Annotated in this window: 21 protein-coding genes and 4 riboswitches; of the genes, 9 read left to right on the top strand and 12 right to left on the bottom strand. The window is 70.2% G+C overall.

What is annotated here, in order from left to right; translation table 11 throughout:
- Positions 1-11: 11 nt before the first annotated feature.
- Both OH802_RS12555 and OH802_RS12550 read left to right on the top strand, forming a co-directional pair.
- Positions 12-686: a (2Fe-2S) ferredoxin domain-containing protein gene (locus tag OH802_RS12555; RefSeq protein ID WP_406028349.1), complete on the top strand. Its 675-nt coding sequence runs from the start codon at positions 12-14 to the stop codon at positions 684-686.
- A gap of 9 nt (positions 687-695) precedes the next feature.
- Complete coding sequence (locus tag OH802_RS12550) at positions 696-1,865, top strand: hypothetical protein (RefSeq protein WP_406028347.1); 1,170 nt, start codon at positions 696-698, stop codon at positions 1,863-1,865.
- A 2-nt stretch (positions 1,866-1,867) separates the two neighbouring features.
- Here OH802_RS12550 and OH802_RS12545 read toward each other — a convergent pair whose 3' ends face one another.
- From OH802_RS12545 to OH802_RS12525, 5 genes are all read right to left on the bottom strand, one after another.
- Entirely contained in the window at positions 1,868-2,647 is a 780-nt protein-coding gene (locus OH802_RS12545; RefSeq protein ID WP_406028345.1) for a CbtA family protein, read from the bottom strand.
- On the bottom strand, positions 2,647-2,862 hold the full coding sequence (locus OH802_RS12540; RefSeq protein ID WP_160028078.1) for a CbtB-domain containing protein: 216 nt from the start codon (positions 2,860-2,862) through the stop codon (positions 2,647-2,649). The genes OH802_RS12545 and OH802_RS12540 overlap by 1 nt, the downstream gene beginning before the upstream one ends.
- A gap of 56 nt (positions 2,863-2,918) precedes the next feature.
- Positions 2,919-2,984, bottom strand: a riboswitch (cobalamin riboswitch).
- A 32-nt stretch (positions 2,985-3,016) separates the two neighbouring features.
- The gene (locus OH802_RS12535) at positions 3,017-4,111 is read right to left on the bottom strand and encodes an ABC transporter substrate-binding protein (RefSeq protein ID WP_406028342.1); all 1,095 of its coding nucleotides are present in this window, start codon (positions 4,109-4,111) and stop codon (positions 3,017-3,019) included.
- Positions 4,108-4,959, bottom strand: coding sequence for an ABC transporter ATP-binding protein (locus OH802_RS12530; RefSeq protein ID WP_406028340.1), 852 nt, complete (start codon positions 4,957-4,959; stop codon positions 4,108-4,110). The genes OH802_RS12535 and OH802_RS12530 overlap by 4 nt, the downstream gene beginning before the upstream one ends.
- Entirely contained in the window at positions 4,956-5,966 is a 1,011-nt protein-coding gene (locus OH802_RS12525; protein ID WP_406029285.1) for a FecCD family ABC transporter permease, read from the bottom strand. The genes OH802_RS12530 and OH802_RS12525 overlap by 4 nt, the downstream gene beginning before the upstream one ends.
- Positions 5,967-6,097: 131 nt before the next feature.
- Positions 6,098-6,282, bottom strand: a riboswitch (cobalamin riboswitch).
- Between the two features lie 89 nt (positions 6,283-6,371).
- Positions 6,372-6,589, top strand: a riboswitch (cobalamin riboswitch).
- A gap of 150 nt (positions 6,590-6,739) precedes the next feature.
- Here OH802_RS12525 and OH802_RS12520 point away from each other — a divergent pair.
- The 4 genes from OH802_RS12520 (at position 6,740) to OH802_RS12505 (ending at position 9,938) form a co-directional block, all read left to right on the top strand.
- Entirely contained in the window at positions 6,740-7,738 is a 999-nt protein-coding gene (locus tag OH802_RS12520) for a ribonucleotide-diphosphate reductase subunit beta (RefSeq protein ID WP_406028338.1), read from the top strand.
- Positions 7,738-9,435 carry a ribonucleotide reductase N-terminal alpha domain-containing protein gene (locus OH802_RS12515; RefSeq protein ID WP_406028336.1) on the top strand — a complete coding sequence of 566 codons (1,698 nt, stop codon included), beginning with the start codon at positions 7,738-7,740 and terminating at the stop codon, positions 9,433-9,435. The genes OH802_RS12520 and OH802_RS12515 overlap by 1 nt, the downstream gene beginning before the upstream one ends.
- A gap of 27 nt (positions 9,436-9,462) precedes the next feature.
- Positions 9,463-9,585: a hypothetical protein gene (locus tag OH802_RS12510; protein WP_350659885.1), complete on the top strand. Its 123-nt coding sequence runs from the start codon at positions 9,463-9,465 to the stop codon at positions 9,583-9,585.
- 89 nt (positions 9,586-9,674) lie between these two features.
- Positions 9,675-9,938 (top strand): hypothetical protein, encoded by a 264-nt coding sequence (locus OH802_RS12505; protein ID WP_406028334.1) that lies wholly within the window; start codon positions 9,675-9,677, stop codon positions 9,936-9,938.
- Here OH802_RS12505 and OH802_RS12500 read toward each other — a convergent pair.
- Genes OH802_RS12500 through OH802_RS12485 form a run of 4 tightly spaced genes read right to left on the bottom strand, consistent with a single transcriptional unit; the run spans position 9,926 to position 16,084 of the window.
- Entirely contained in the window at positions 9,926-10,852 is a 927-nt protein-coding gene (locus tag OH802_RS12500; RefSeq protein WP_406028332.1) for a cobalamin biosynthesis protein, read from the bottom strand. The two genes, OH802_RS12505 and OH802_RS12500, sit on opposite strands and share 13 nt — an antisense overlap.
- Positions 10,849-13,407: a cobyrinate a,c-diamide synthase gene (locus tag OH802_RS12495; RefSeq protein WP_406028330.1), complete on the bottom strand. Its 2,559-nt coding sequence runs from the start codon at positions 13,405-13,407 to the stop codon at positions 10,849-10,851. The genes OH802_RS12500 and OH802_RS12495 overlap by 4 nt, the downstream gene beginning before the upstream one ends.
- On the bottom strand, positions 13,401-14,015 hold the full coding sequence (gene cobO / locus OH802_RS12490) for a cob(I)yrinic acid a,c-diamide adenosyltransferase (RefSeq protein WP_406028328.1): 615 nt from the start codon (positions 14,013-14,015) through the stop codon (positions 13,401-13,403). The genes OH802_RS12495 and cobO overlap by 7 nt, the downstream gene beginning before the upstream one ends.
- The gene (locus OH802_RS12485; RefSeq protein WP_406028326.1) at positions 14,015-16,084 is read right to left on the bottom strand and encodes a VWA domain-containing protein; all 2,070 of its coding nucleotides are present in this window, start codon (positions 16,082-16,084) and stop codon (positions 14,015-14,017) included. The genes cobO and OH802_RS12485 overlap by 1 nt, the downstream gene beginning before the upstream one ends.
- A 25-nt stretch (positions 16,085-16,109) precedes the next feature.
- A riboswitch (cobalamin riboswitch) is annotated at positions 16,110-16,250 on the bottom strand.
- A gap of 62 nt (positions 16,251-16,312) precedes the next feature.
- Between OH802_RS12485 and cbiE the strand changes: the two genes are divergently transcribed.
- Positions 16,313-17,509, top strand: coding sequence for a precorrin-6y C5,15-methyltransferase (decarboxylating) subunit CbiE (gene cbiE, locus OH802_RS12480; RefSeq protein ID WP_406028324.1), 1,197 nt, complete (start codon positions 16,313-16,315; stop codon positions 17,507-17,509).
- A 4-nt stretch (positions 17,510-17,513) separates the two neighbouring features.
- Here the strand turns inward: cbiE and OH802_RS12475 are convergent, their stop codons facing one another.
- The 3 genes from OH802_RS12475 to OH802_RS12465 form a co-directional block, all read right to left on the bottom strand.
- The gene (locus OH802_RS12475) at positions 17,514-18,557 is read right to left on the bottom strand and encodes a Fic family protein (protein WP_406028322.1); all 1,044 of its coding nucleotides are present in this window, start codon (positions 18,555-18,557) and stop codon (positions 17,514-17,516) included.
- 208 nt (positions 18,558-18,765) lie between these two features.
- A complete protein-coding gene (locus OH802_RS12470; RefSeq protein WP_406028320.1) occupies positions 18,766-19,434 on the bottom strand; it encodes an HAD family hydrolase in 669 nt (222 codons plus the stop codon).
- Between the two features lie 46 nt (positions 19,435-19,480).
- A complete protein-coding gene (locus OH802_RS12465) occupies positions 19,481-20,656 on the bottom strand; it encodes a helix-turn-helix domain-containing protein (protein ID WP_406028318.1) in 1,176 nt (391 codons plus the stop codon).
- 366 nt (positions 20,657-21,022) lie between these two features.
- Here OH802_RS12465 and OH802_RS12460 point away from each other — a divergent pair, with 366 nt between their 5' ends.
- On the top strand, positions 21,023-21,733 hold the full coding sequence (locus OH802_RS12460; RefSeq protein ID WP_406028316.1) for a hypothetical protein: 711 nt from the start codon (positions 21,023-21,025) through the stop codon (positions 21,731-21,733).
- A gap of 37 nt (positions 21,734-21,770) precedes the next feature.
- Positions 21,771-22,391, top strand: coding sequence for a hypothetical protein (locus OH802_RS12455; RefSeq protein ID WP_406028314.1), 621 nt, complete (start codon positions 21,771-21,773; stop codon positions 22,389-22,391).
- The last annotated feature ends 68 nt before the right edge of the window (positions 22,392-22,459 follow it).

Below are 22,459 nucleotides of genomic sequence, written 5' to 3'. Positions count from 1 at the left end.
TCCTCGTGGGTATGTCCGCGACCGACGTCGACCGCCGCGACGAGCTGGTCGGCTGGGCGCGCGACCACGACGCGAGTGTCGCCTTCCTGCAGATGGGCGACCCGTCCCTCTCCCAGGAGCTGACCCGCCTGGCTGACGCAGGCACGCAGACGATCACACTGACCGGCATCAGCCTCGGCCCGCTGGCCCCGGGCCACTCCTGGCTGCGCCGGATCGCCGCACACTGGTGGCGCGAGCGCACCGGCTGTCGACCCGAGATCCAGGTCGCGACCCGACTGGCGACCACACCCGACGAGGCCGCGGCACTGGTCGACAACCCGGCAGAGACGCGCCCTATCACCGGCACCGAGCCCGGCCTCACCTCGCCGGCATGGGAGCAGGTCCCGAGCCACGTACGCCAGGTCCTGATCTGTCGCGGCCCGCGCTGCACCGCGAAGGGCTCGGATGAGACGGCAAGGGCCGTGATCCTCGGCGCCATGGAGGCCGGTCTCGGCGACGACGACCTGCTGATCACCCACACCGGCTGCCAGTTTCCGTGCAATCAGGCGCCGGTGCTCAGCGTGCAGCCCGACGATGTCTGGTACGGCAAGGTCGAAGCGGCCGCCGCCCGGGTGATCGTGCGCGATCACCTGGCCGGTGGCCGACCCGTGGAGGCGCATCGTCTCCCTCGCTTTACCGACAGATAGGCTGCGCCTGTGTCCAGCAACCCCGGCACCGTGGGCTCACGGCGAACCACTCTCAAAAAGTTTCTGACCGAACGCTCGGGGTTCTACATCGCCGAGGCCGTAGGCCTCGTCGTCGCAAAGCTGGCAATCCTGGTGCTCGCGGGGCTCTGCGTGTGGATCCTCGCCATTATGGCGGAGGAAGGCGGACCCGCCGTCTTCATCGCCGGCCCGTTCATCCTCGTCCCCATGGCGCTCTCGGCATGGATCGGGCTCTTCGGCTTCAACCAGCTGATCGCCGAGGTGTTGCGACCGGCGAACCGATTCCGCCGGCTCCCCCGGATCGGGGTACGCCGCGGAGCAGACCGATTCCGGGCCGCCCGACCCGACGACTCTTCCGAGGGGCCCGACGACGCCCTCCGTTCCTCACCTCGCGGCCAAGCGAACCTGCTCTGGCGGACCGGCCTGTTCCTGCTGCTCGGAATGCCGTCGGCGTACCTGGTCGGCTACTTCGCGCTTGCCTATCTGAATCGCCTGTGGATCTGGTGGCCCAACCCCATCGCCGGGTGGGACTGGAGCGCACCGGAGAGCTTCGGCGCGTTCGGTGCGTGGTTCTCCGACCTCGACCACCTTGGTGCCCAGCTGCTGGTGCCTACGATCTCGTTCATGTTCCTGACGATGGGGACCGCACTTGCGGCGCTGGCTGTCCCGCTGCTGACCCGCCGCGGTGCCGACGCGATCGACCTGGCCGTCACCGAGGCCGGTGTGATCACCCGTGGCGGGCTGAGGATCGGCTGGGACGAGATCACTGAGGTGCTGGTCGTCCGTGACACGAGGATCACCGCGTGGGTCGGATCACGAGAGTTCCGCGCACCCGGGCAGTCCAGCCAGGTGGTCAACCCGACGTACGTCGCGGAGCACTCCCGCACCCGGGTCGCTCTGGCGCTGCATGACCTCACCGAGGTCTTCGCCCGATGCACCGCGTCCCAGCGCCGCGCCCTGTGGGCGGACCACACCTTCACCTACGGCTACGCCCTCTGCGACCTGTGGATCCATTCCGAGGATCTGGTGACCACGAACCTCGCCCCGCTCCGGACCGGTGCCAGGAAGAACCGCATCCCGGTCACCGATCTGAAGCGGGGCGTCCGAGGCTTCCCGGACGGGACTCCTCGCTGGTTCAGCGCCTGGGTCACCCGGCGCTGAAATCAGAGGCTCGCGGCAAGGGCCTTTCGCTCCGCGACGGCGCGCTCCGCCGCGTGCAGCCTGATCACCAGGCCAGTCAGTGCCACTCCGATCACACCCCACATCGTGGCGAGCGTGATCAGCGAGGCCCGCCGGAAGAACCACAATGTGTCGGCCGGGAAGTCCCCGACCTCGTTGACCGTCGTGAAGAGCTCCCCGGCGACGACCATCACGACCAGGTAGGCCGCGATCGCACCGACCACGGCGAGATAGGTGCCGAACCGTCCGCGCAGCCGCACGGCGGCGTACGTCACCACCACGGCCGCCACGACCGAGAGCGCCTGGAAGGCGAAGTAGACCGCGGTGCGGACGCCGATGGTGTCGCCGCTGCCGACCGCCGGTGGCGTCGCCGGGTACTTGAGGAACGGCACCAGTGCGACCGCGACGAACCCGATCAGGGTGACGAGCGCCGTCGACTGGCCCGGCGTGAGCCGCCCGATCCGCCCGAGAGCGACAGCGGCGACCAGCCCGAGGATGCCCCCGAGCGCGACACCGACGGCCAGGGTGCCGGTCAGCAGCCCCCAGGTGCTCTGGTTGGTGCGGGAGACCTCGGCGGCCTCCTCACCGGCCTCGTCACCTTCGGCGGCATGAGAGTGCGAGTGGCCGTCGGCGCCGGCCGACTCCTCCAGCGCGATGGCAGCACCGACCTGCGGCTCACCGACGGCGTACGCCACCAGGAAGGTGACGACGCCGGCGAGGAGTCCAGCTAGGAGGCCGCGTACGAGAAATGCACGCGGGCTCATCAGTGGCAGGGGTAACCGAGCAGGTGACGACCGTCGTGGACCCACTCGTGGATGAGGGTGCCGGACGGGATCGAGACGGCGCCCTGATCGGCGCTGATGAAGAAGAGCACCAGGAGACCGAGCAGACCGAAGAAGAGCGCCCAGGGGGCCAGCTCACGGAGCGGGATGGTGGGAAGGTCGGCGCCGGCGACGGGCGCCACAGCGTGCTGCGACATATGTCCTCCTCAGGGATACCTGCGTCCCTGTTCGTTGGGGTTGGACGGACACTCGGGTCTGACTCCACCGCCGCGAGGCGGTGTCACAGTAGCGCGACTGTGCCGGAGTTCCACCGGCTTCCTCATGTCCGTTGCGTTGCACTATAGCGGGATCTCAGCGGAGCCACTCGTTGCCGTCGAGGTTGGTGAGATCGGTGATGTCGAGCGTCGGATCGATCCCGGAATCGGGCGCGAGACCGAAGTGCTCCAGCGAGCGCCGGACCCACTCGGCGGCGTCGACGTTGAGCGGGCCGGAGACCCACATCGCGTAGGGCAGGTTGACGAACCTGTTCTCCTTGACGGCCGGCAGGTCGCGGGAGGCAGGGTTGGCCTTGAGGACCTTGACCTTCTCCTCATAGGACTGCCCCGGGTAGTCCACGAAGTAGATGACGTCGGGCTCTGCGGCGGCGAAGCGCTCCCAGCCGACCTCGGTCCAGGTGTCCTCGACGTCGGCGGTCGCACTCCTCACCCCGGCCGTGTCGAAGATCGCTTGCGGGCCCCCGAAGGAGCCGGAGGTGAAGATCGCGTCGGTGCCGGAGTCGAAGAGGAACGCGGTCGGCGCCTCATCGGGCTTCGGCGCGCTCTCCAGGGCCTTGCGGCGCTCCTCGATGTCGGCGACGACCTTCTTCGCGGTCTCGTCGTGGCCGGTCAGCGCGCCGATGTTGAGCAGGTCGGTACGCAGCGCCGTCCAGGCCTCCATGGTGCCGCGGTCGCCGTCCTCCTGGCGGCAGGTCTCACTGAGCAGGTAGGTGTCGATGCCCCGCTCCTGCACCATCTCGGGCACCAGGTTGCGCGACTCGCTGAACCCGTAGCCCCAGCCCGCGAACATCATCTGCGGGTCGAGGGCCAGGACCGTCTCCAACGTCGGGTGGTCTTCACCCACGATCTCCAGCTCGTCAACCCGGTCCTCGGGGTAGGCGAGCTCAAGCAGCTGCTGGTCGCGGGCCAGACCGGTGACGGCGACGAGCTCCTCGCGGGCGCCGACCGCCAGGGCGATCGAGATGATCCCGCCGTCGTACGCGTACAGCTCGGTCACCGGCTCGTCGACCGTAAGCTCCTCACCGCAGTTCTCGACGGTGATCGCGCCCTCCCCCGCCTCGTCGACGGCCGCCTTCTCCGCGCCGCAGGCCGTGAGGATCGTGGTGCCGAGCGCGAGCGCGGCGAGGCAGACGAGGCCGGGGCGTACGGGGCTGGTGATGCGCTGGGTCATGCCGATCGGTCCTTCCGAGGGTGGATGAGAAGGTGGGGCTGGTCCAGATGTGGATGCGGCACCTGGACCGAGCCGACGCCGAAGTGGTGCTCGACGCGGATGGTGTCGAGGACCTCGGCAGGCGGGCCATAGGCCACGACGGTCGCCGGGCCACTCTGTGGATCGCCGGCGGGATCGCCGTCCTGTGGGCGGCCGAGGACCGCGAGCCGGTCGAAGGAGCGCAGCGCCAGGTCGAGGTCGTGGATGGTCGCGACCAGGGTCTCGGTCCGGTCGGCGACGCTTTGAAGCAGGCGCAGCTGCCAGGCGACGTCGAGATGGTTGGTGGGCTCGTCCAGGAGCATCACCGGGCACTCCTGGGCGAGGCCCCGGGCCATCACCGCCCGGCGCCGCTCGCCGCCGGAGAGCCGGTCGCACGGGTCGTCGATGCGGTCGGCGAGGCCGACGGCATGGAGAGCCGCCCGGACGATCTCACGCTCCTGCCGACCGCCTCGGGACCAGGGCCGGGTGCGGGGTACCCGGCCCAGCGCCACCATCTCACCGACGAGCAGCTCGGCAGAGACGACCTCCTCCTGGGGGACGTATGCCATCCGGCAGGCGCGTTCACGCGAGCCGATCCGGGTGGTCTCGCGGAGTTCGGCGGAGTCATCGGCGAGGTAGGCGTGCCCGGCGCTGGGCCGCAGCACCCCGGCGAGGATGCGCAGCAGGGTCGACTTGCCCACGCCGTTCACACCGACGATCCCGAGGCGGGTGCCCACCGGCACGTCCAGATCGACATCGCGAAGCACCTCGCGCTCGCCCAGCCTGGCGGCGACCCCACGCAGCCGCAGCGCGGGCTGGAAGTCGCTCATCGGTCACCGCCGAACCGGTACTGACCGCGCCCGAGCAGCAGCAGGAAGAGCGGCGCGCCGACGACGCCGGTGACCACGCCCAACGGGATCTCCTGCGGCCGGGCCACCAGCCGGGCGAGCACGTCGACCCACAGCAGGAACACCCCGCCGCCCAGGGCCGCGACCGGGAGCACCACCCGGTGCTGGGCGCCCACGAGCAGCCGGGCCGCGTGCGGCACGATCAGCCCGACGAACCCGATCCCACCGCTGACCGCGACCAGGACCCCGACCAGCACGGCCAGCGCGACGAACAGAGTCGTACGCAGCGCCGCGACGTCCACGCCGAGCGCCGCGGCGGTCTCGGGGCCGGCGGCCAGCGCGTCCAGCCAACGGTGCAGCGCCAGCATTGCGAGCCCCAGGACGAGACTGAGGATCGCGGGCAGCCACAGCTTCTCCCAGCTGGCGCCACCGACGCTGCCGAGCATCCAGAACATCACCGAGTCCGCCGCGCGCGGATCATCGCTCATGAAGACCAGGAACGAGGCGATCGCGGAGAGCCCCGAGGAGAGCACGACACCCGAGAGCACCAACCGGATCGGGGTCAACCCGCCCTGCGCGGTGGCCACCAGCCACACCAGCATGGCCGAGCCGACCGCCCCGAGCAGCGCGCCGCCGGAGACCGCATAGATGCCGAGGCCGCCCAGCGCCCCGGTGGTGATCGCCGCCGTCGCTCCCACCGAGGCGCCCGAGCTGATGCCGAGGAGGAACGGGTCGGCGAGCGGGTTACGGACCAGGGTCTGCATGCCCGCACCGGCGACGGCCAGGCCGGCGCCTACGGCGAGCGCCATCAGCGCCCTGGGGACGCGCAGCTCCCACACGATCACGTCCCACTTCCCCGGGGCGTCGCCCTGGAGCCGGTCGCCGACCGCCGCGATGACCTCACCGATCGGTATCCGCTCGGACCCGAAGGCCAGGGACGCGACGGCGCTGAGCGCCGAGGCGAGCAGCAGCGCAGTCACCAGCGGCACGAACGGGACTCGTCGTCTCCGGTCACGGGCACGGCGCGGGCTCAGGGTCTCGCGCGGGCTCAGGGTCTCGCGGGACGGCGTTTCCACGGCGATCGGCCTCTCAGGTCCTCTGGACCCTGGTCGCGAGGGCCGTGACGTACATCTGAGCCGACAGGTTTTCGGACTCGGGTTCACCCGGTGACGCCGCCTTCCCAGGGACCCGGTCCCCAGTGGCTGCCTAGCGTCACCGTCGCCCTCACCGCTGCGCGCCAGTCCCGGATTCACACCGGAGTTCCCTGGCATCCATCAGGATGCGTTCGACTCGGCGCAGAGGCTAGCACGGGCCGCAGGGACGGTGTCGGGGAAGTTTCCGGCGACACGGCGGAACACAAGATCTAGGAAGTTGCATTGGTGTAATTCCCGCATATAGTGGTCCTCGCAGCTGGTTCTCCCACCTCGGCGACGGGGCGGGAGAGGCAAGAGGGAACCCGGTGTGAGTCCGGGACTGCCCCGCAGCGGTGAGTGGGAACGACCGCCGTCACGAAGCACTGGGAGCAAGCCGGCTCCTGGGAAGCGACGGCCACTAGGACCGAGCACGATGACGCCCACGAGTCCGAAGACCTGCCAGTGCCCACCTCATGGTGGGGTCCGCGACCTCGAGGGAAGGTCAGGGGATCGAGCGAGCACCACGTGACCGGGTCCGCCCGGCGCGCTGCCGCCGTCCTCCCTGCCCCGGCACGGATGCACGAGACATCCAGCGGGCCGGGGGCCTGCGTGAGCAAGGGGCATGGGGCTTGATCGACACCGAGGGTCTACCGATCCGCACCGAGAAGTCGGCGTACGTCTTCGACTATCCGATGGCCGAGGACCTGGCCAAGAAGCAGCGGAGCATCTTCTGGACCGCCGAGGAGATCCCGGTCGAGAACGACAAGCAGGACTTCCTGGTCAACATGACCGACGCCGAGCAGGCGGCGGTCAAGACGACGCTGAAGCTGTTCACCATCTACGAGCTGATCCTCGGCGGCGAGGTGTGGGGCGACCGGATCTTCCACGCGTTCCCGCGTCCGGAGGTCCAGATGATGGCCAACGCCTTCTCGTTCGCCGAGCTGAACATGCACGCGCCGTTCTACGCGAAGCTCAACAAGGTGCTGATGATCGACACCGAGGAGTTCTATGACTCCTACAAGAACGACCCGGTGCTGGCCGAGCGGATCCAGTTCGTGTGGGACGCGATCGCCGACGAGGACCTGCTCTACGCGCTGAGCGTCTTCACGTTGATGGAGAACTGCGTCCTCTACTCCAACTTCGCCTTCCTCAAGCACTTCCAGTCCGGCGGGAAGAACCTGCTGCAGAACGTGATCAGCGGCATCAACTTCTCCGCCCGCGACGAGAACCTGCACGCCACCGGCGGCGCCTGGCTGTTCAACACCACTCTCGACGAGTACGCCGCCACCGTCCCGGACGACAAGTTCGAGGCCGAGCGCGACGACCTCTTCGCGAGGGTCCGTGGCGTCGCCGAGCACCTCTACGCCCACGAGGCCCGGATCGTGGAGATGCTCTTCGACCACGGGCCGATCGCGGGCATCGACCAGGCCGACCTGGAGACCTTCGTGAGGTCCCGCATCGACATGACCCTGGAGAACATGCGGATGGAGCCGCTGTTCAACGTCGAGGCCAACCCGATCGCCGAATGGTTCTACAGCGGCATCAACGGCACCCAGTTCCACGACTTCTTCCAGGTCACCGGCAACGAATACAACCGCAACATCGGCGAGACGGAGTTCAGCTTCTAATGAGCAACAACAACTGGGAGGCGCTCTCCGCCGAGCGCAAGGCCCTGCAGGCCGAGGGCGTCGTGCCCGCCTTCATGACCACGGCGGGCTACGCCATGTTCAAGGCCAAGTACACCGTCGCCGACCAGAGCGTCCGGGAGCGCTACGAGACCATCGCCAGCACCGCCGGCGACCTCGCCGACGAGATGTACCCCCGCGAGGACGGCGTCTCCTGGACGGAGCGGTTCTTCGAGGCCATCTGGAACGGCTGGCTCTCCCCGTCGACACCGGTGCTGTCCAACCTCGGCACCGACCGGGGTCTGCCCGTCTCGTGCGAGGGATCGTACGTCGAGGACTCTGTCTGGGGCTTCTACGAGACCCTCAAGGAGGCGGCGATCCTCTCCCAGAACGGGTTCGGCACCTCGGCGTACCTCGGTGACGTCCGGCCCCGTGGCGCGAAGTTCAGCGACAACGGCAAGGCCAACGGCGTGGTCCCGGTCTTCTGCAACTTCGTGGAGATGACCAACCAGATCAGCCAGGGCGCCACCCGCCGTGGCTCCTGGGCGGGCTACCTCCCGGTGGACCACCCGGACTTCTTCGAGCTCGCCGACCTGATCTTCCGCGAGCCCGCCAACAAGAACATCGGCTGGATCTTCAGCCAGGCGTTCATCGACCGGATGCTGGCCGGCGACAAGGACGCCCTGGAGCGCTACCAGCGAGTGCTGAAGATCCGGGTGGTCCTGGGCAAGGGCTACATCTGGAAGGTCGACACCGTCAACGCCGCCCAGACCGAGTCCTACCGTGCCAACGGGCTGGCCAACAAGGCCTCCAACCTGTGCTCGGAGATCACCCTGTTCAGCGACGAGGACCACTCCTACACCTGCGTGCTCTCCTCGCTGAACCTCTCGACCTACGACGAGTGGAAGGACCAGGACACGGCGTACGTCGCGACCGTCTTCCTCGACGCGGTCGCCGAGGCGTTCCTGCGCAAGGCCCGCACCATCCGCGGCCTGGAGCGGGCGGTGCGCTACACCGAGAAGGCCCGCAGCCTGGGGCTGGGCGTGATGGGCTACCACGACTACCTGCAGAAGCAGCGGGTGCCGTTCGAGTCGGACAAGGCCGCGGCGCTCAACAAGGACATCTTCGAGCGGATCTCGTCGCACGCCGACGCCGCGTCGCGGTGGATGGGCTCGGTCGCGGGCATCCCGGAGTGGTGCGTCGGGCGGCGCAACTCCCACCTGATGGCGATCGCCCCGACGATGAGCACCGCGGTGATCGTCGGCGGCACCAGCCAGGGCATCGAGCCGTACGTCGCCAACGTCTGGAACCAGACCACCTCGGCCGGCGAGATGCCGCGGGCCAACCAGAACCTCGTCGAGGTGATGGAGGAGCGCGGGGTCTACGACCAGGCGCACATCGACGACATCGTCGACCACGGCGGTTCGGTCCAGCACGTCGACTGGCTCGACGAGCACGAGAAGGACGTCTTCAAGACGGGCTACGAGATCGACCAGGAGATCCTGCTCGCCCGCGCCTCGGACCGGCAGGTCTACATCGACCAGGCCCAGTCGCTCAACCTGTTCTTCCAGGCCGACGCGACCCCGCAGTACATCAGCAAGATCCACAAGCTCGCCCTGCTCGACCCGAACATCAAGAGCCTGTACTACCTGCGCTCACGGGCCGGCATCCAGGCCAGCAAGCAGACCCGCACCAACTGATTCCCCTGATTCCTTCGACGGAGAGGCATGACCATGAACGAGACCCCGACCACCACCGACGCCATCGACGACCTGACCTGGGACGACTGGAGCGACGCCGAGGTCTGCGCCATCGAGAACGGCCCTGACTGCGCGGCCTGCGAAGGATGAGCGAGGCGGCCGGGCGGCCGACGCTCACGGTCTGCCGCGGATGCTGCTGCGGGACGGAGCGGAAGTCGCCCGGGGTGGACCATGCGGCCGTGCTCACCACGCTGAACGCAGCTGCCGGGGAGTCGGCGACCGTACGTGTCGCCGACTGCCTCGGCCCCTGCGAGCGGGCCGACGTCGTGGTGGTCGGCCCCTCACCCGAGGGCCGGCAGCGCGGCGCGCGGCCGGTCTGGGTCGCCAGGGCCGGCTCGGCGAGGGTGGCCGACGCGCTGGCCCAGTGGACCCGCGCCGGCGGACCGGGCATCGCTGAGGCACCGCCCGCGGTCCTGGCCCGGGCGTTCCGTCAGGAGCGCTGAACGACCACCGCGTACGCCGCCGCGACCAGGGCCGCGCCGATGCCGACCCGGCGGGCCAGCGTGGTGGCACTGACGACGTCGGCGGGGGCGGCGTCGCGGCCGTCGCCCATCACCGCGCGGTGCTCGATCCGGTTGCCGTAGTAGCGGTTCGTTCCGCCCAGTCGGATGTCGAGAGCGCCCGCGAAGGACGCCTCGACGACGCCGGCGTTCGGGCTCGGGTGGCGCGCGGCGTCGCGGCGCCAGGCCTCCCACGCCTGCCTGGCCCGCGACGGCGCGGCGACCAGCGTGAGCAGGCCGGAGAGGCGGGAGCCGGGCAGATTGAGCAGGTCGTCGAGGCGGGCGCTGGCCCAGCCGAAGTGCTCGTAGCGGTCGTTGTGGTGCCCGACCATCGCGTCCAGGGTGTTGGCGGCGCGGTAGCCGAGCAGGCCGGGTACGCCCGCGACGGCGCCCCACACCAGCGGTGCGACCACGGCGTCGGAGGTGTTCTCGGCGACGCTCTCGACCACCGCCCGGGAGACCTCGGAGGCGTCGAGCTCCTCGGTGTCGCGGCCGACGAGGTGGGTCAGCCGCTGCCGCGCGGCGGGGAGGTCGTCGCGGTCGAGGTGGGCGTGGACGGCGAGCGCCTCCCGCTCCAGCGAGCGGCCGCCCAAGACTGCCCAGGTCGCGGCCGCGGTCACCAGGGTCGTGCCGATCCGGCCTGGGGCGAGCCGCTCCGCGGCGGCGCCGAGGGCCACCGCTCCGCCGACCAGCGTCGCGGTGTGGAGGACGCCTCGGGCCCGGTCGTCCGCGTACCAGGCGCGCTCCGCCTTCATCGCGACCGAGCCGAAGCCGGCGACCGGGTGGTATCGCCGCGGGTCCCCGAGCAGGCGGTCCAGCGCGAAGCCGGCCAGGAGCCCGACCGCCCGCGGGCTCACGACGCTGCCCGGGTCTGGCTCAGCACGGCCAGGAGCTGGTCGGTCGGGCCCTCGGGGCGTACCGCGATCCGCACCCAGTCCGGGCCCAGGCCGGGGAAGGTGTCGGCGCGGCGTACGGCGATGCCCTGCTCGCGCAGGGCCTCACGGACTCCGGCGCCCGGGCGGGCCAGGACGAAGGAGGCGGCCGAGGGGACGTACTCGATCTGCTGGTCTCGTAGGCCGGCCTCGAGATGGTCGCGCCAGGTGGCGATCCGCTCGGCGCGCTCGCGGGCCTCGGCGCTGGCGCGCTCGGTGGCGCAGGCGAGCATCGCGGCAGCCGCGGTGGCGGAGACCGACCACGGGGTACGCACCGCCTCCAGGTCGCTGATCGCGGCGGCGTCGCCGACGACGTAGCCGGCGCGTACTCCGGGGATCGACCAGTGCTTCGTCAGGCTCCGGATCACCAGCAGGCCGTCCTCGCGGTGCCCGGTGAGGGTCTCGGGCTCCCCAGGCACCGCGTCCATGAACGCCTCGTCGACCACGACCAGCCGGCCGGGACGGAGGAGGGCGCGGAGGGTGGCGGCGGGATGGAGCGCGCCGGTGGGGTTGGTCGGATTGCCGACGACGACCAGGTCCGCGTCCTCGGGCACGGCCGCGGGGTCGAGGGCGAACCCGTCCTCGGCCCGGAGGCGTACCTCGGTGACCGTGTGGCCGGCCTGCTCGAGCGCCGCGTGGGGCTCGGTGAACTGCGGATGGACGACGACCGGCCGCCGCCATGGCCTGGCCCGCGCGACCAGCGTGAACGCCTCGGCCGCCCCCGCCGTCGGGAGCACGTCGGCACGTTCGCGGCCGTGGTGCTTGGCCAGCGCCGCCCGCGCCGGCTCCTCGTCGGGGTAGGCCGCCGACGCCAGCGATTCGTGGAGCGCCTGGTCCAGCCACCCCGGCCGCTCGCCGGGGTAGACGTTCACCGCGAAGTCGAGCAGCCCCTCCCCCACCTCGACATCCCCGTGGTGCCGCAGCGGATCGGCAACCCCGCCCCCGCTGGTCGACCCGCCACTCCCGCTGGTCGAGCCGCCGGAGCCGCTGGGCGGAGGCGTGTCGAGACCAACACGGTCCGCTGTCGCGCTCGAGGGGACCGTGTTGGTCTCGACACGCTCGCTGGCGCGAGGGTCTGAACGAAGTGGCCCTCGACCGACGGTGGATGTGGCGGTTCGACCAGCGGACCTCCGAGCCGCGTCGGCGAAGCGGCGGGCCAGGTGCGGATGGCCGGCCCAATGGACGTGGAGGTACGAAGCGTGCAGCGTGTCGCTGCTGAAGCCCGTCTCGGCGCCATCGACGGTCCACGCGGCCTGGGTCCCGGCGGGAGGGGTCGTCGTGGTGCGGTGGAACTCGTGGCCGGTGACCTGCTCGCCGGCACGGGTGAGTAGCGAGTCGGAGGCGGCGGTGGCGACCGGGTAGCGCAGGGTCAGGCGCTCGCTCATGGCGGCGTGGGCGGGGATGGCGCCGGCCATCGGTACGCCGTCGAGGGACTCGGCCAGATAGAGGAGCCCGGCGCACTCGGCGACTGTCGGCACTCCGGCCGCGACCGCGTCTCGGAGGTCGCGGAGGAGGCTCGTGTTGGCGGCGAGCTCGGCGGCGTACATCTCCGGGAAGCCGCCGCCGAGGTAGATCCCCTTCGTGCCCTCGGGCAGCGCGGGGTCGGTGAGCGGGTCGAAGGAGCGTACGTCGCAGCCTGCCGCCGCCAGGAGCACCTCGGTCTCGGGGTAGCGGAACGTGAAGGCGCGTCCGCCGGCAACGGCCACCACCGGACGGACCTGGCTCCGCGAAGCCGCCGCAACCGATTCCAAAGCCTCGGCCGGATCCCAGGGGTCCGCCTCGAAGGCGGGCGCTGTGCGTGCGACGTCGAGGAGCGCATCGAGGTCCAAGTGGGCGGCGACCTGCTCCCCCAGCCGCTCGATCAGCGCGACCGACTCGTCACGCTCGGCGACCGGGACGAGGCCCAGGTGGCGCGACGGGGACGCGAGCGACTCGTCGCGCGGGAGCATGCCGAGCACGGGCAGCCCGACCTGCTCCAGCGCCCGCCGGATCTCGTCGGCGTTGCGACCCGGGGAGCAGCGGTTGAGCACGACTCCCCCGATGCGTACGGACGGGTCGAAGGCCGCCATCCCGGCGGCGATCGCGGCAGCGGAGCGGGACATCCGGGCGACGTCGAGGACCAGGACGACCGGCGAGGAGGTCAACGCGGCGACGTGGGCGGTGGAGGCGAAGCCGTCGGTGCCGAGGCGGCCGTCGTAGAGGCCCATGACGCCCTCGATGACGGCCACGTCCGCTCCGGCGGCACCATGGAGGAGCAGCGGTACGACCCGCGACTCTCCGACCAGGTGCGGGTCGAGGTTGCGTCCCGGACGCCCGGTGGCGAGCGCGTGGTAGCCCGGGTCGATGTAGTCCGGTCCGACCTTGTGACCGCTGACCTCGTGCCCGGCGGAACGGAGCGCCGCCATCAGCCCGGTGGCGATCGTCGTCTTCCCCGAACCGGTCGAGGGAGCAGCGACCACCAGCCGGGGCAGGGTCACCATTCGATGCCCCGCTGGCCCTTCTGGCCGGCGTCCATCGGGTGCTTGATCTTGGTCATCTCGGTGACCAGGTCCGCGACCTCGAGCAGGGCGGGGTCGGCGTCGCGACCGGTGATCACGACATGCTGGCGCCCCGGCCGCTCGGAGAGCACGGCGGCGACCTCGGCGGCGTCGACCCAGCCCCACTTGATCGGGTAGGTGAACTCGTCGAGGACGAGCAGGTCGTACGTCTCCGCGGCCAGGCACCGCTTGATCTCGGCCCAGCCCTCGGCGGCGTCCGCGGCGTGGTCCTCGGCCTCACCCTGCTTGCGGCTCCAGGACCAGCCGGAGCCCATCTTGTGCCAGTCGACCGGCCCGCCCTCGCCGGTCACCTCGTGCAGCTTCCCGAGGCGCTCGAGCACGGTCTGCTCGCCGATGCGCCACTTGGCCGACTTCACGAACTGGAAGACCCCGATCCGCCAGCCCTGGTTCCAGCCGCGCAGCGCGAGCCCGAAGGCGGCGGTCGACTTCCCCTTGCCGGGACCGGTGTGGACCATCACCAGCGGCCGGTTGCGACGCTGGCGGGTGGTGAGCCCGTCGTCGGGTACGTTCAGCGGCTGTCCCTTCGGCATCAGGCAGCGCCCCTTCCCATGGTGGATCCGGTGAACCCGTGGACGGCGGAGGTCAGCGCCTCGGCGCTCACCTCGGCGACCGGCACGTGCTCGGCGCCCAGGTGCTCGGCCAGCTGGCGGGCCAGCCCGAGCCGCATCGGCCCGCTCTCGGAGTCGATGACGACCGTGGTGACGCCCAGACCGGCGACGTACGCGGCGGCCTGCTGCGAGCGCCGGACGGCGTCCTTGCCGTGGGTCTTGGAATTAGCGCGACCGTCGGTGACGATCACCAGCAGCGGCCGCAGATCGGGATCGCGCAGGTGCTCGCGCTGGAGCAGGCGGGCGGCCTCGAGGAGGCCTTCGGCCAGCGGCGTACGTCCTCCGGCGGGCACCTCGTCGAGACGTGCCGCGGCGAGGTCGACCGACCCGGTCGGCGGCAGCACCAGCTCGGCGCCCTCGCCCCGGAACGTGATCATCCCGACCTTGTCGCGGCGCCGGTAGGCGTCGAGCAGCAGCGAGAGGACAGCGGCCTTGACCTGCGCCATCCGCTTGCGCGCGGCCATCGACCCGGAGGCGTCCACGCAGAAGAGCACCAGGTTGGCCTCCCGGCCCTCACGGACCGCGGTGCGGAGGTCCTCGATCCGCAGCTCGACCTTCGCCGAGGTACGGTCCCGGGCGCCCTGCTTGCCCGCGGCCGCCTTGAGGGTCTCGACGAGGTGGAGCGAGCCACGGGTGCTGACGCTCGCGCCGATCCGGCGGCCGCTGCTGCCGATCGCCTTGCTCCGGCCGCCGGTGCGGCCCGTGCCCAGACCGGTCACGGTCAGGAGGCGGGGGCGGTACGCGGCCCCAGCGGCGGTGGTCGAGGTGTTCCCCGCGGACGGGCTGGGCGGGGCCTCGTCCGTTGTGGAGGTCTCCTCCTTGGACGTCTCGACGGGCTCGGTCTCCGAGGAGTCGCCGTGGGAGCTCTCGGCCGGCCCGACCTCCGGATCGGACTCGGGTCCGTCCTGCGGTCCGTCTTGCGGGTCGTCGTGCTCCGGCCCTCCCTCCGGAGGCTCGGGCGGCAGCTCTTCGTCGCCGAGGATGCGGTCGAGCAGGTCCTCGTCGAGCCCGGGAGCGTCGAAGGGGTTGCGACGGCGGCGGTGAGGGAGGGCCAGCAGGGCGGCCCGGCGGATGTCCTCGCGGGTTACCTCGGAGCGCCCGGCCCAGGCCGCGTGCGCGACCGCGGTGCGGGCGGTCACGATGTCGGCGCGCAGCCCGTCGACCTCGAACGCCGCGCAGACCTCGGCGATCTTGAGCAGCCCGGGCGCGGTGAGGCGGACCTTCCCGACGAGGGCGCGCGCGGTGGAGACCCGTGCGGTCAGGTCGCGCTCGGCGGCCACATAACGCTCGACGAACGCGGGAGCGTCCAGGTCGAAGGCCATCCGGCGGCGTACGACCTCGGCGCGCAGCGCCGGATCCCGGGGCGCGGCGACCTCGACGGTGAGCCCGAAGCGGTCCAGGAGCTGCGGGCGCAGCTCGCCCTCCTCGGGGTTCATGGTGCCGATCAGTACGAACCGGGCGGCGTGCTCGACCGAGACGCCGTCCCGCTCGACGCTGACCCGCCCCATCGCCGCCGCATCCAGCAGCAGGTCGACGAGGTGGTCGTGGAGCAGGTTGACCTCGTCGACGTAGAGCAGGCCGCGGTGTGCCCGCGCCAGCAGCCCCGGCTCGAACTCGACCGCACCGCGCGACAGCGCGCTCTCCAGGTGCAGCGAGCCGACGACCCGGTCCTCGGTGGCACCGACCGGGAGCTCGACCAGCCGCACCGGCCGACTCTCCACGACTGCGGCGGACCCGAAAGGCCCGTCCGGCGACTCCGCGGACGGGTCGGCCGGGTCGATCGAGAACCGATCCCCGGCGTAGACCGAGATCGAGGGCAGCACGGCCGCCAGGCCGCGTACGGCCGTCGACTTCGCGGTCCCCTTCTCGCCACGGACCAGCACCCCGCCGATCTCCGGGGAGATGGTGGTGAGCACGAGCGCGAGGCCCATGTCGTCGAGGTCATCGGCCTGGCAGCCGAGGACGGCAGAAAATGGGTAATGAACCGGCATGGAGAGGCTCCCGCTCCCTATCGCTTGGACTGGATGGACGCGGGGCCGGTCTTCGGACTTGTCGAGTCCCCACGAAAGGGGCTCGTTCACCGCAGCGGGCCTGTGCCGGATTCTCACCGGCTTCCCAGATTCTCCCTTCCCACCGTCCTCACCAGCTCCTGTGACAGAGCCGATGACTGGGCAGTCGGGGCACCTCGCGCCTGAGCGGCCACTGTAGCGTCTGGCCTCATGATCGTCGTGGTGGGCATCGGTGCCGGAGGTTGGGATGAGATCCCCGTACGTCACCAGCAGCTGATCCGGGACTCCGCCGTCCTCCTCGGCGGCAAGCGTCATCTCGACCTCGTCCCGGACGTCCCCGGCCAGCGCCGCGAGCCCTGGCCGTCGCCGCTGCGCGAGGGCCTCCCGGCACTCCTCGAGTCGCTGCCGGGCGACGCACCCGTCGTGGCTCTGGCCTCGGGTGACCCATTGGTCTCCGGCATCGGGAGCACCCTGATCTCGCTTCTCGGCCGGGAGAACGTACGCATCGAGCCGGCCGTCTCCTCCGTCGCCCTCGCCCGCTCCCGGATGGGCTGGGCAGCCGAGTCGTGCGTGGTCGTCAGCCTCGTCGGCCGCGACGTCTCGCTGGTCGCACGCGAGCTCGCCCCCGGTCGCCGGATCCTGGCCCTCTCCTCGGACGAATCCACTCCTGGACAGGTTGCGGACCTGCTGGTCACCGCCGGTTTCGGGGCCACGACGATGACCGTCCTGGGCGAGCTCGGCGCGGAGACCGAGAGCACGCGGACCGCGACCGCCTCGGCCTGGGCCGGCGAGGTGCCGCGGCTCAACATCGTGGCGATCGAGTGCGTAGGCGCACCGCTCTTCGGCTGGGCTGCCGGCCTCCCCGACGACGCCTTCGAGCACGACGGACAGCTGACCAAGCGGGACCTGCGCGCCTCGGCCTTGGCACGCCTGGCCCCTACCCCCGGCCAGCACCTCTGGGACGTCGGCGCAGGCGCAGGCTCGGTAGGCATCGAGTGGATGCGCGCCCACCCCACCTGCACCACGACGGCGATCGAGGCCAACCCAGACCGAGCGGCCAGGATCGCCCGCAACGCGACCCGCCTCGGCGTACCCGGCCTCACCGTCGTCGAGGGCCGCGCCCCCGATGCCCTGGCCGACCTCCCTGCCCCCGACGCGATCTTCATCGGCGGCGGCGCGACCCGCCCCGGCGTACTCGACACCTGCCTCGCCGCCCTCCGCCCCGGCGGCCGACTCGTGGTCCACGGCGTCACCCTGGAGACCGAGCAGGTCCTGGCGCGCCAGCACGCGGAGCGAGGCGGCGAGCTGACCCGGATCTCGGTGGAGTCCGTCGACTCGATCGGCACCTTCCGGGGCTGGGCACCCCAGCGCACGGTCGTCCAGTGGGCCTTCCGGCCCGCCGAGTAACAGTTCAGCTGCGGCGACCGACTCGCTCAGCGAAGGCGTCAAGCGCATCGACGACTTCATTGGCCAGCCACACACGGTTACGTTGGCCGCTGCCTACGCGAGTGAGGATCTTGGCATTCTCCAACTGCTCGACGGCCCGCTGAGCGGCAGACAGCGCCGTTCCTGTCGCGGCCTCGACGTAGGCAATGTTCACGGCTGGCTGGTTGAGCAAGTACGGAAGGAGTCGCTGTGCGGCCGACCCTCGCCGGGATGGCAGTCGCTCACCCCAGCCGTCGTACACGCGCTCCAGATCATCAACCAGGTGGCGGCCGTTGCTGACTGCACGGAACGAGGCGTTGACGAACTGCCGAACGATCGGCTCGACGTCCCCGCTGCGATAGTCGGTCAACGCCTGGAAGTACGCCGATGTATCGGTCAGCAGGCCAGCGGACACCGGCACGGTGAGGCGGCGTGTCACATCGGCATGGCGCAGCATCGCATGGACAAGGGTCCGACCGACGCGTCCGTTGCCATCGTTGAAAGGGTGGATCGTCTCGAACTGGGCGTGCGCGATCGCACACTGAACCAGGACCGGAAGATCGACCCTCCGTACGAAGGCGATCAAGTCCTCCATACACGCCGCTACCCGAGTGTGGTGGGGAGGAACGAAGGACGCAGTATGCGGGCTCGCCGCGGTGCTGCCGATCCATACCTGAGCCGTTCGGAAGCGACCAGGCGCGGCGTACTCATGTCCAGCGAGGAGCGCATCGTGGGCTGCCAGGATCGAGTCCACGCTGATGTCGTCAGCGAGTGCTACCGCCCGCTGCATCGCGGCGACGTTCGCCGTGACGAGCTGAGCATTCGGACCACTCTTCGCCTCGATCGAAGCGAGCGCCAAGGCCCTGGCACCGGCTGTGACGCCCTCGATCTGCGACGACGACGCCGACTCCGTCCGCAGGAGCACCGAGGCCAGCGGAGCCAGCTCTGTCGCGGCGTCCTGACCTTCGTCGTGCGAGCGTCGCTCGGTCAGCGCGGTGACCTCAGCATCGAAGCGAGTGATCTCGCGCACAGCGTCCTCAGCCTCAGCCTGGATCTCCGTACTGACCGCTGGTACCAGGCCTTCGATCCGAGCGGGGACGGCAGCCTCGTATGGGCCGCGCGCTGACATGCGCTGGCGTCGGGATGCGGAACGGTCTGGCTCGCCTTGCCAATCGCGCGACTCCATCTCGACGGCGAACTCTGTGCGAGAGTGGTTCACAGGCGCATCTTACACCACTTTATTGAGCTAAGTTGGTATATGGGCGCTCGTCGTACCTGAGAACAATGTCTTTCAGCTCACCCAAGATGTCGATCCGGTAGGTGGCCTTCGAGAAGTCCTGAGTCGCGGTGAAGCCGTTGCGAACGACCGCACAGTCGATTCCCGCGGCGACCGCTGAGGCGAGACCGCGGGAGGAGTCCTCGACGACTAGGGTCTCCTCCCCGGTGGCACCGAACCGTTTCAACCCGGTCAGGTACGGCTCCGGGTGCGGTTTGGAGCGCTCGTAGTCCTCGCGAACGAGGACGAAGTCCATGAAGCTCCTGATCTGCCGATGCTCATGGATGAGCTCGAAGTCCACCCGCTTCGCGGTCGTCACGATGGCCATCCGGACGTACTGGGACAGCTCGGCAAGAACTTCGAGGACTCCGTCGATCTCGATCGCCTCGGTCCGCAGATACTCCTGGTAGTAGGCGTCCCGCGCTTCACGCTGCCGGCTGATGACCCGCTCGTCGATGCCGGCCTCCCGGGCCTGGACCCAGGTGCCCATCCCCTGGCTCATGTCCTGGAGGTACCGGTCCTTGTCCAGGGTCACGCCGATGTCCGCCAACGCACGCCTGCCGGCCTGGAAGTACCAGGGCTCTGTGTCCACCAGGACGCCGTCGTGGTCGAAGAGGATGTACTTCTTCACGCGCCGATCCTTCCTGATCGTCCAAGCCGCGCGTACGCCGGCGCGATCAGTTGGCGAGGTCGCGCCGCCAGCGCGGGGTCGTCGACTCAAGCGCCGCGAGCAGGCCGACGGTCTCTGACGGGTCGCTGAGGCGGTCGCCGAACATCTCTTTGATGCGCCTGAGCCGGTGCCGCACCGTCTGCTCGTGGACCATGAGGTGCTCGGCGACGACGGGGGCGCTGGGGCGGGTACGTAGCCAGACCAACATGGTCTCGGCGAGCGCCAGGCGCCGTTTCGGGGTCTCCTCCATGAGCGGCGCCAGCAGCTGTTCGTCTGCGAAGCGGCGCAGCATCGGGTCGGCGTGCAGGCACAGCTCCGACTGGTGGGCGGCGCACCACACGATGCCGTCCGCAGGGGCGCGGATGACCTGCTCGGCGACCAGGGCTAGGGCCCGCATGCCCCACCGAACAGCGTGGTGGGTGTCGTCGAGTCGTACCTCCCAGGTGACCGCGACCGGGCGGCTCGTCTCAGCGACGACCGCCTTGGCCCGAAGGTGCACCTCGCCCGAGGCCCCGATCACGACTATGGCACCTTCGCTCGAACCGACGAGCAGACGTGCCGCGGGCGCGCCGAGGTGGGCGGAGACCGGTCCACCCGGAATCACCGCCACGGCCACCCGATCGGTGATGGCCCAGCCGGCACGGCCGGCCAGAGCACGTAGGTCGCCCGCTCGTACGTCGCCGACGAGCGCCGCGAAGAGCGGCAGCCGGGGATCGATCGGCGGAGCAGGCTCGGCGAATCCTCGCATCGCGTGTTCGAGGAGCTGGTGCTGATAGTCCATGAGTGCCTCGGCGAGGTAGCTCACCGACGCCAGGGGCAGCTCCAGCTCGCCGGCGATCTTCGACATCTCCTGCCAGAACTCCTGCGTCGCGATGTGGTGTGCCGCTCGCATCGCATCGAGGTTGTGGCCGGCTCTTCCCTCCAGGCTGCCCAGACGTCGATAGATGTGGGCCACGGTCGCCCCACGTACGGGTGCACCGGCCATCGCGTCGACGAACAGGGAGACCGCCTCGCCGAGTGCCTCCTCGATGACGTCGTGCACCCGTGGATCGCTGAACGCGGCCACCTCGCGGCAGATGCGTCCGGCGATGCGGCGAGACAGGTCACGGGCCCGGGGCCGGTATGCCACCACGATCTCCCGAGCGATCGCGTCGGGCGGCGGCGAAAGGTCGATTCGCAGCATCGGGCGGGGCCTTCTCGGGATCGTGCCCGTGAACGTATCCGTAGTCGGTCGTGTCCTCGTCGTCACGCAACTCTCCTCCGCACTCGTCCCCCGCTGCGCTGCGACCTGGGGAGCCGCGCGAAGGACGACATCCCCTGCAGTGAAGGGCTCGGCCGGCCCCCGCGTCCAGCGCCGCAGAGGCTCGCGCCCGGATAACCCTGAAAAGTTGTGACGACCCTCACAACTTTTCCGTGCTGGGTCGAAGTTGTCACCAACCTGACAGTTTTGGCGGGATCCCCGACCTCGCGGCGGCATCGCGGTTGCCAGCCCTCGGCAGCGGCCACGTCAATGGGTGGCGTCATCCATCCCGGACCGCAAGGGGAAAACGTGAGAACCAAGCCTCCACCCCGTCACCGCACGTGGGTCGCCACGGCATTCGCCGCGCTCGTGGCCACCGCGCTGCTCACGGGGGCACCCGCTGCCCAAGCCGCCAACCCGACCCTCGAGATCGACTACGACGCCGTCGGTACGACGCACATCGGTGCGCAGGTCGACTCGTCGATGGCCTTGGGGCCCTCAGTGCTCGAGTCGACCCTCGACGTCACCAACGGCCACATCGTCGGGGGATCCCTCGATATCCCGACACAGACGATGAGCTTCGACATCTTCGGGATCCCGGCCCGGGCCAAGGTCACCATGACCCAGGTCGGGCCCCTGACCGGAGCCATCGTGCCCACCAGCCAGCTGGGCAAGTCGACGCTCACCTCGACGGTCGCCTACGACATCCAGCTGAGCGACGTCGAGGCCAAGGTGTTCGGCATCTGGTGGCCATTGGCTGTCGGCAGCCGCTGCCACACCGCCGAACCGGTCACCATCACCGCCAGCACTCCTGAGGGTGAGTTCTTCACCGTCAACGGCGGCGGCAGGGTCACCTCCACCTACACGATCGGGAGCTTCACCGGGTGTGCCGTTCTGAACTTCTTCGACATCCCCGGCTTCTTCCCGTGGTTCGGCTCCATCCCGATCAACACCCTGGTGCCGGGCACCGACAACACCCTCGAGCTGCAGCTCTCCAACCCCCGCGCGGGCACCGCCTGATCCGCTCGGGATCAACCCACCACAAAGGAGAAATGTCATGAAGAACCTCACCAGCCGCGTGTTCACCGGTCTCGCTGCCGGAGCGCTCGCTGTCGGGACCGTCGCTGCCATGTCAGCGCCCGCCCAGGCCGCCGCCGCCGACTACACCCCGGTCGGGGGACCCGGCGTCACCTTCACCGGCAGCGACGTGTCCTTCACCGCGGTCGAGGCCGACCAGACGCTGACCTGCGAGCAGTTCGACCTGACCGGAACCATCACCAATCCCGGCGTGAGCAGGGCGTTCGGGACGGAGGCCGGCTCGCTGACCGACCTCGTGTCCAGCGGCTGCACCAACCCGACCGCAGGTGACACCACGGTCGACCCGACCGGCACCTGGGGCGTGACGATCACCGGAGCCGAGTCGGGCTCCGCCTCGCCCGCCAAGCTCACCAACGTGACCGCGTTCGTCGAGGCGGCCGGCTGCTCGTTCAACGTCGCGGGCGAGGTGACCGGCACCTACAACGACTCCACCGGGGACTTCGTGCCCTCGGGGTCGACGCTGATCATCGACGACGTCCCGTCGGGCTTCCTGTGCCCGATCCTCGGCCTCGCACAGGGTCAGGACATCACCGTGGCCGGTTCCTGGAACGCCGCCGGTCTGACGATCACCAACCCGTGATCGACCAACGCTGACCGATCCATCCAGGGGTCTGTGTCGATGGCCGACGGCCATCGACACGGACCCCT

The organism is Nocardioides sp. NBC_00850, assembly GCF_045207335.1.
Lineage (GTDB): Bacteria > Actinomycetota > Actinomycetes > Propionibacteriales > Nocardioidaceae > Nocardioides.
Note: the sequence above shows the minus strand (reverse complement) of the source record. Positions and strands in the feature narration are given on the sequence as shown.

Excerpts from the sequence above, each read along its gene's own strand:
- OH802_RS12455 (WP_406028314.1), top strand. The coding sequence starts at position 21,771 with ATGAAGAACCTCACCAGCCGCGTGTTCACCGGTCTCGCTGCCGGAGCG.
- OH802_RS12535 (WP_406028342.1), bottom strand. The coding sequence starts at position 4,111 with ATGACCCAGCGCATCACCAGCCCCGTACGCCCCGGCCTCGTCTGCCTC.
- OH802_RS12555 (WP_406028349.1), top strand. The coding sequence starts at position 12 with ATGTCCGCGACCGACGTCGACCGCCGCGACGAGCTGGTCGGCTGGGCG.
- OH802_RS12515 (WP_406028336.1), top strand. The coding sequence starts at position 7,738 with ATGAGCAACAACAACTGGGAGGCGCTCTCCGCCGAGCGCAAGGCCCTG.
- OH802_RS12545 (WP_406028345.1), bottom strand. The coding sequence starts at position 2,647 with ATGAGCCCGCGTGCATTTCTCGTACGCGGCCTCCTAGCTGGACTCCTC.
- OH802_RS12540 (WP_160028078.1), bottom strand. The coding sequence starts at position 2,862 with ATGTCGCAGCACGCTGTGGCGCCCGTCGCCGGCGCCGACCTTCCCACC.
- OH802_RS12530 (WP_406028340.1), bottom strand. The coding sequence starts at position 4,959 with ATGAGCGACTTCCAGCCCGCGCTGCGGCTGCGTGGGGTCGCCGCCAGG.
- cbiE (WP_406028324.1), top strand. The coding sequence starts at position 16,313 with ATGATCGTCGTGGTGGGCATCGGTGCCGGAGGTTGGGATGAGATCCCC.
- OH802_RS12465 (WP_406028318.1), bottom strand. The coding sequence starts at position 20,656 with ATGCTGCGAATCGACCTTTCGCCGCCGCCCGACGCGATCGCTCGGGAG.
- cobO (WP_406028328.1), bottom strand. The coding sequence starts at position 14,015 with ATGCCGAAGGGACAGCCGCTGAACGTACCCGACGACGGGCTCACCACC.
- OH802_RS12510 (WP_350659885.1), top strand. The coding sequence starts at position 9,463 with ATGACCATGAACGAGACCCCGACCACCACCGACGCCATCGACGACCTG.
- OH802_RS12485 (WP_406028326.1), bottom strand. The coding sequence starts at position 16,084 with ATGCCGGTTCATTACCCATTTTCTGCCGTCCTCGGCTGCCAGGCCGAT.
- OH802_RS12495 (WP_406028330.1), bottom strand. The coding sequence starts at position 13,407 with ATGGTGACCCTGCCCCGGCTGGTGGTCGCTGCTCCCTCGACCGGTTCG.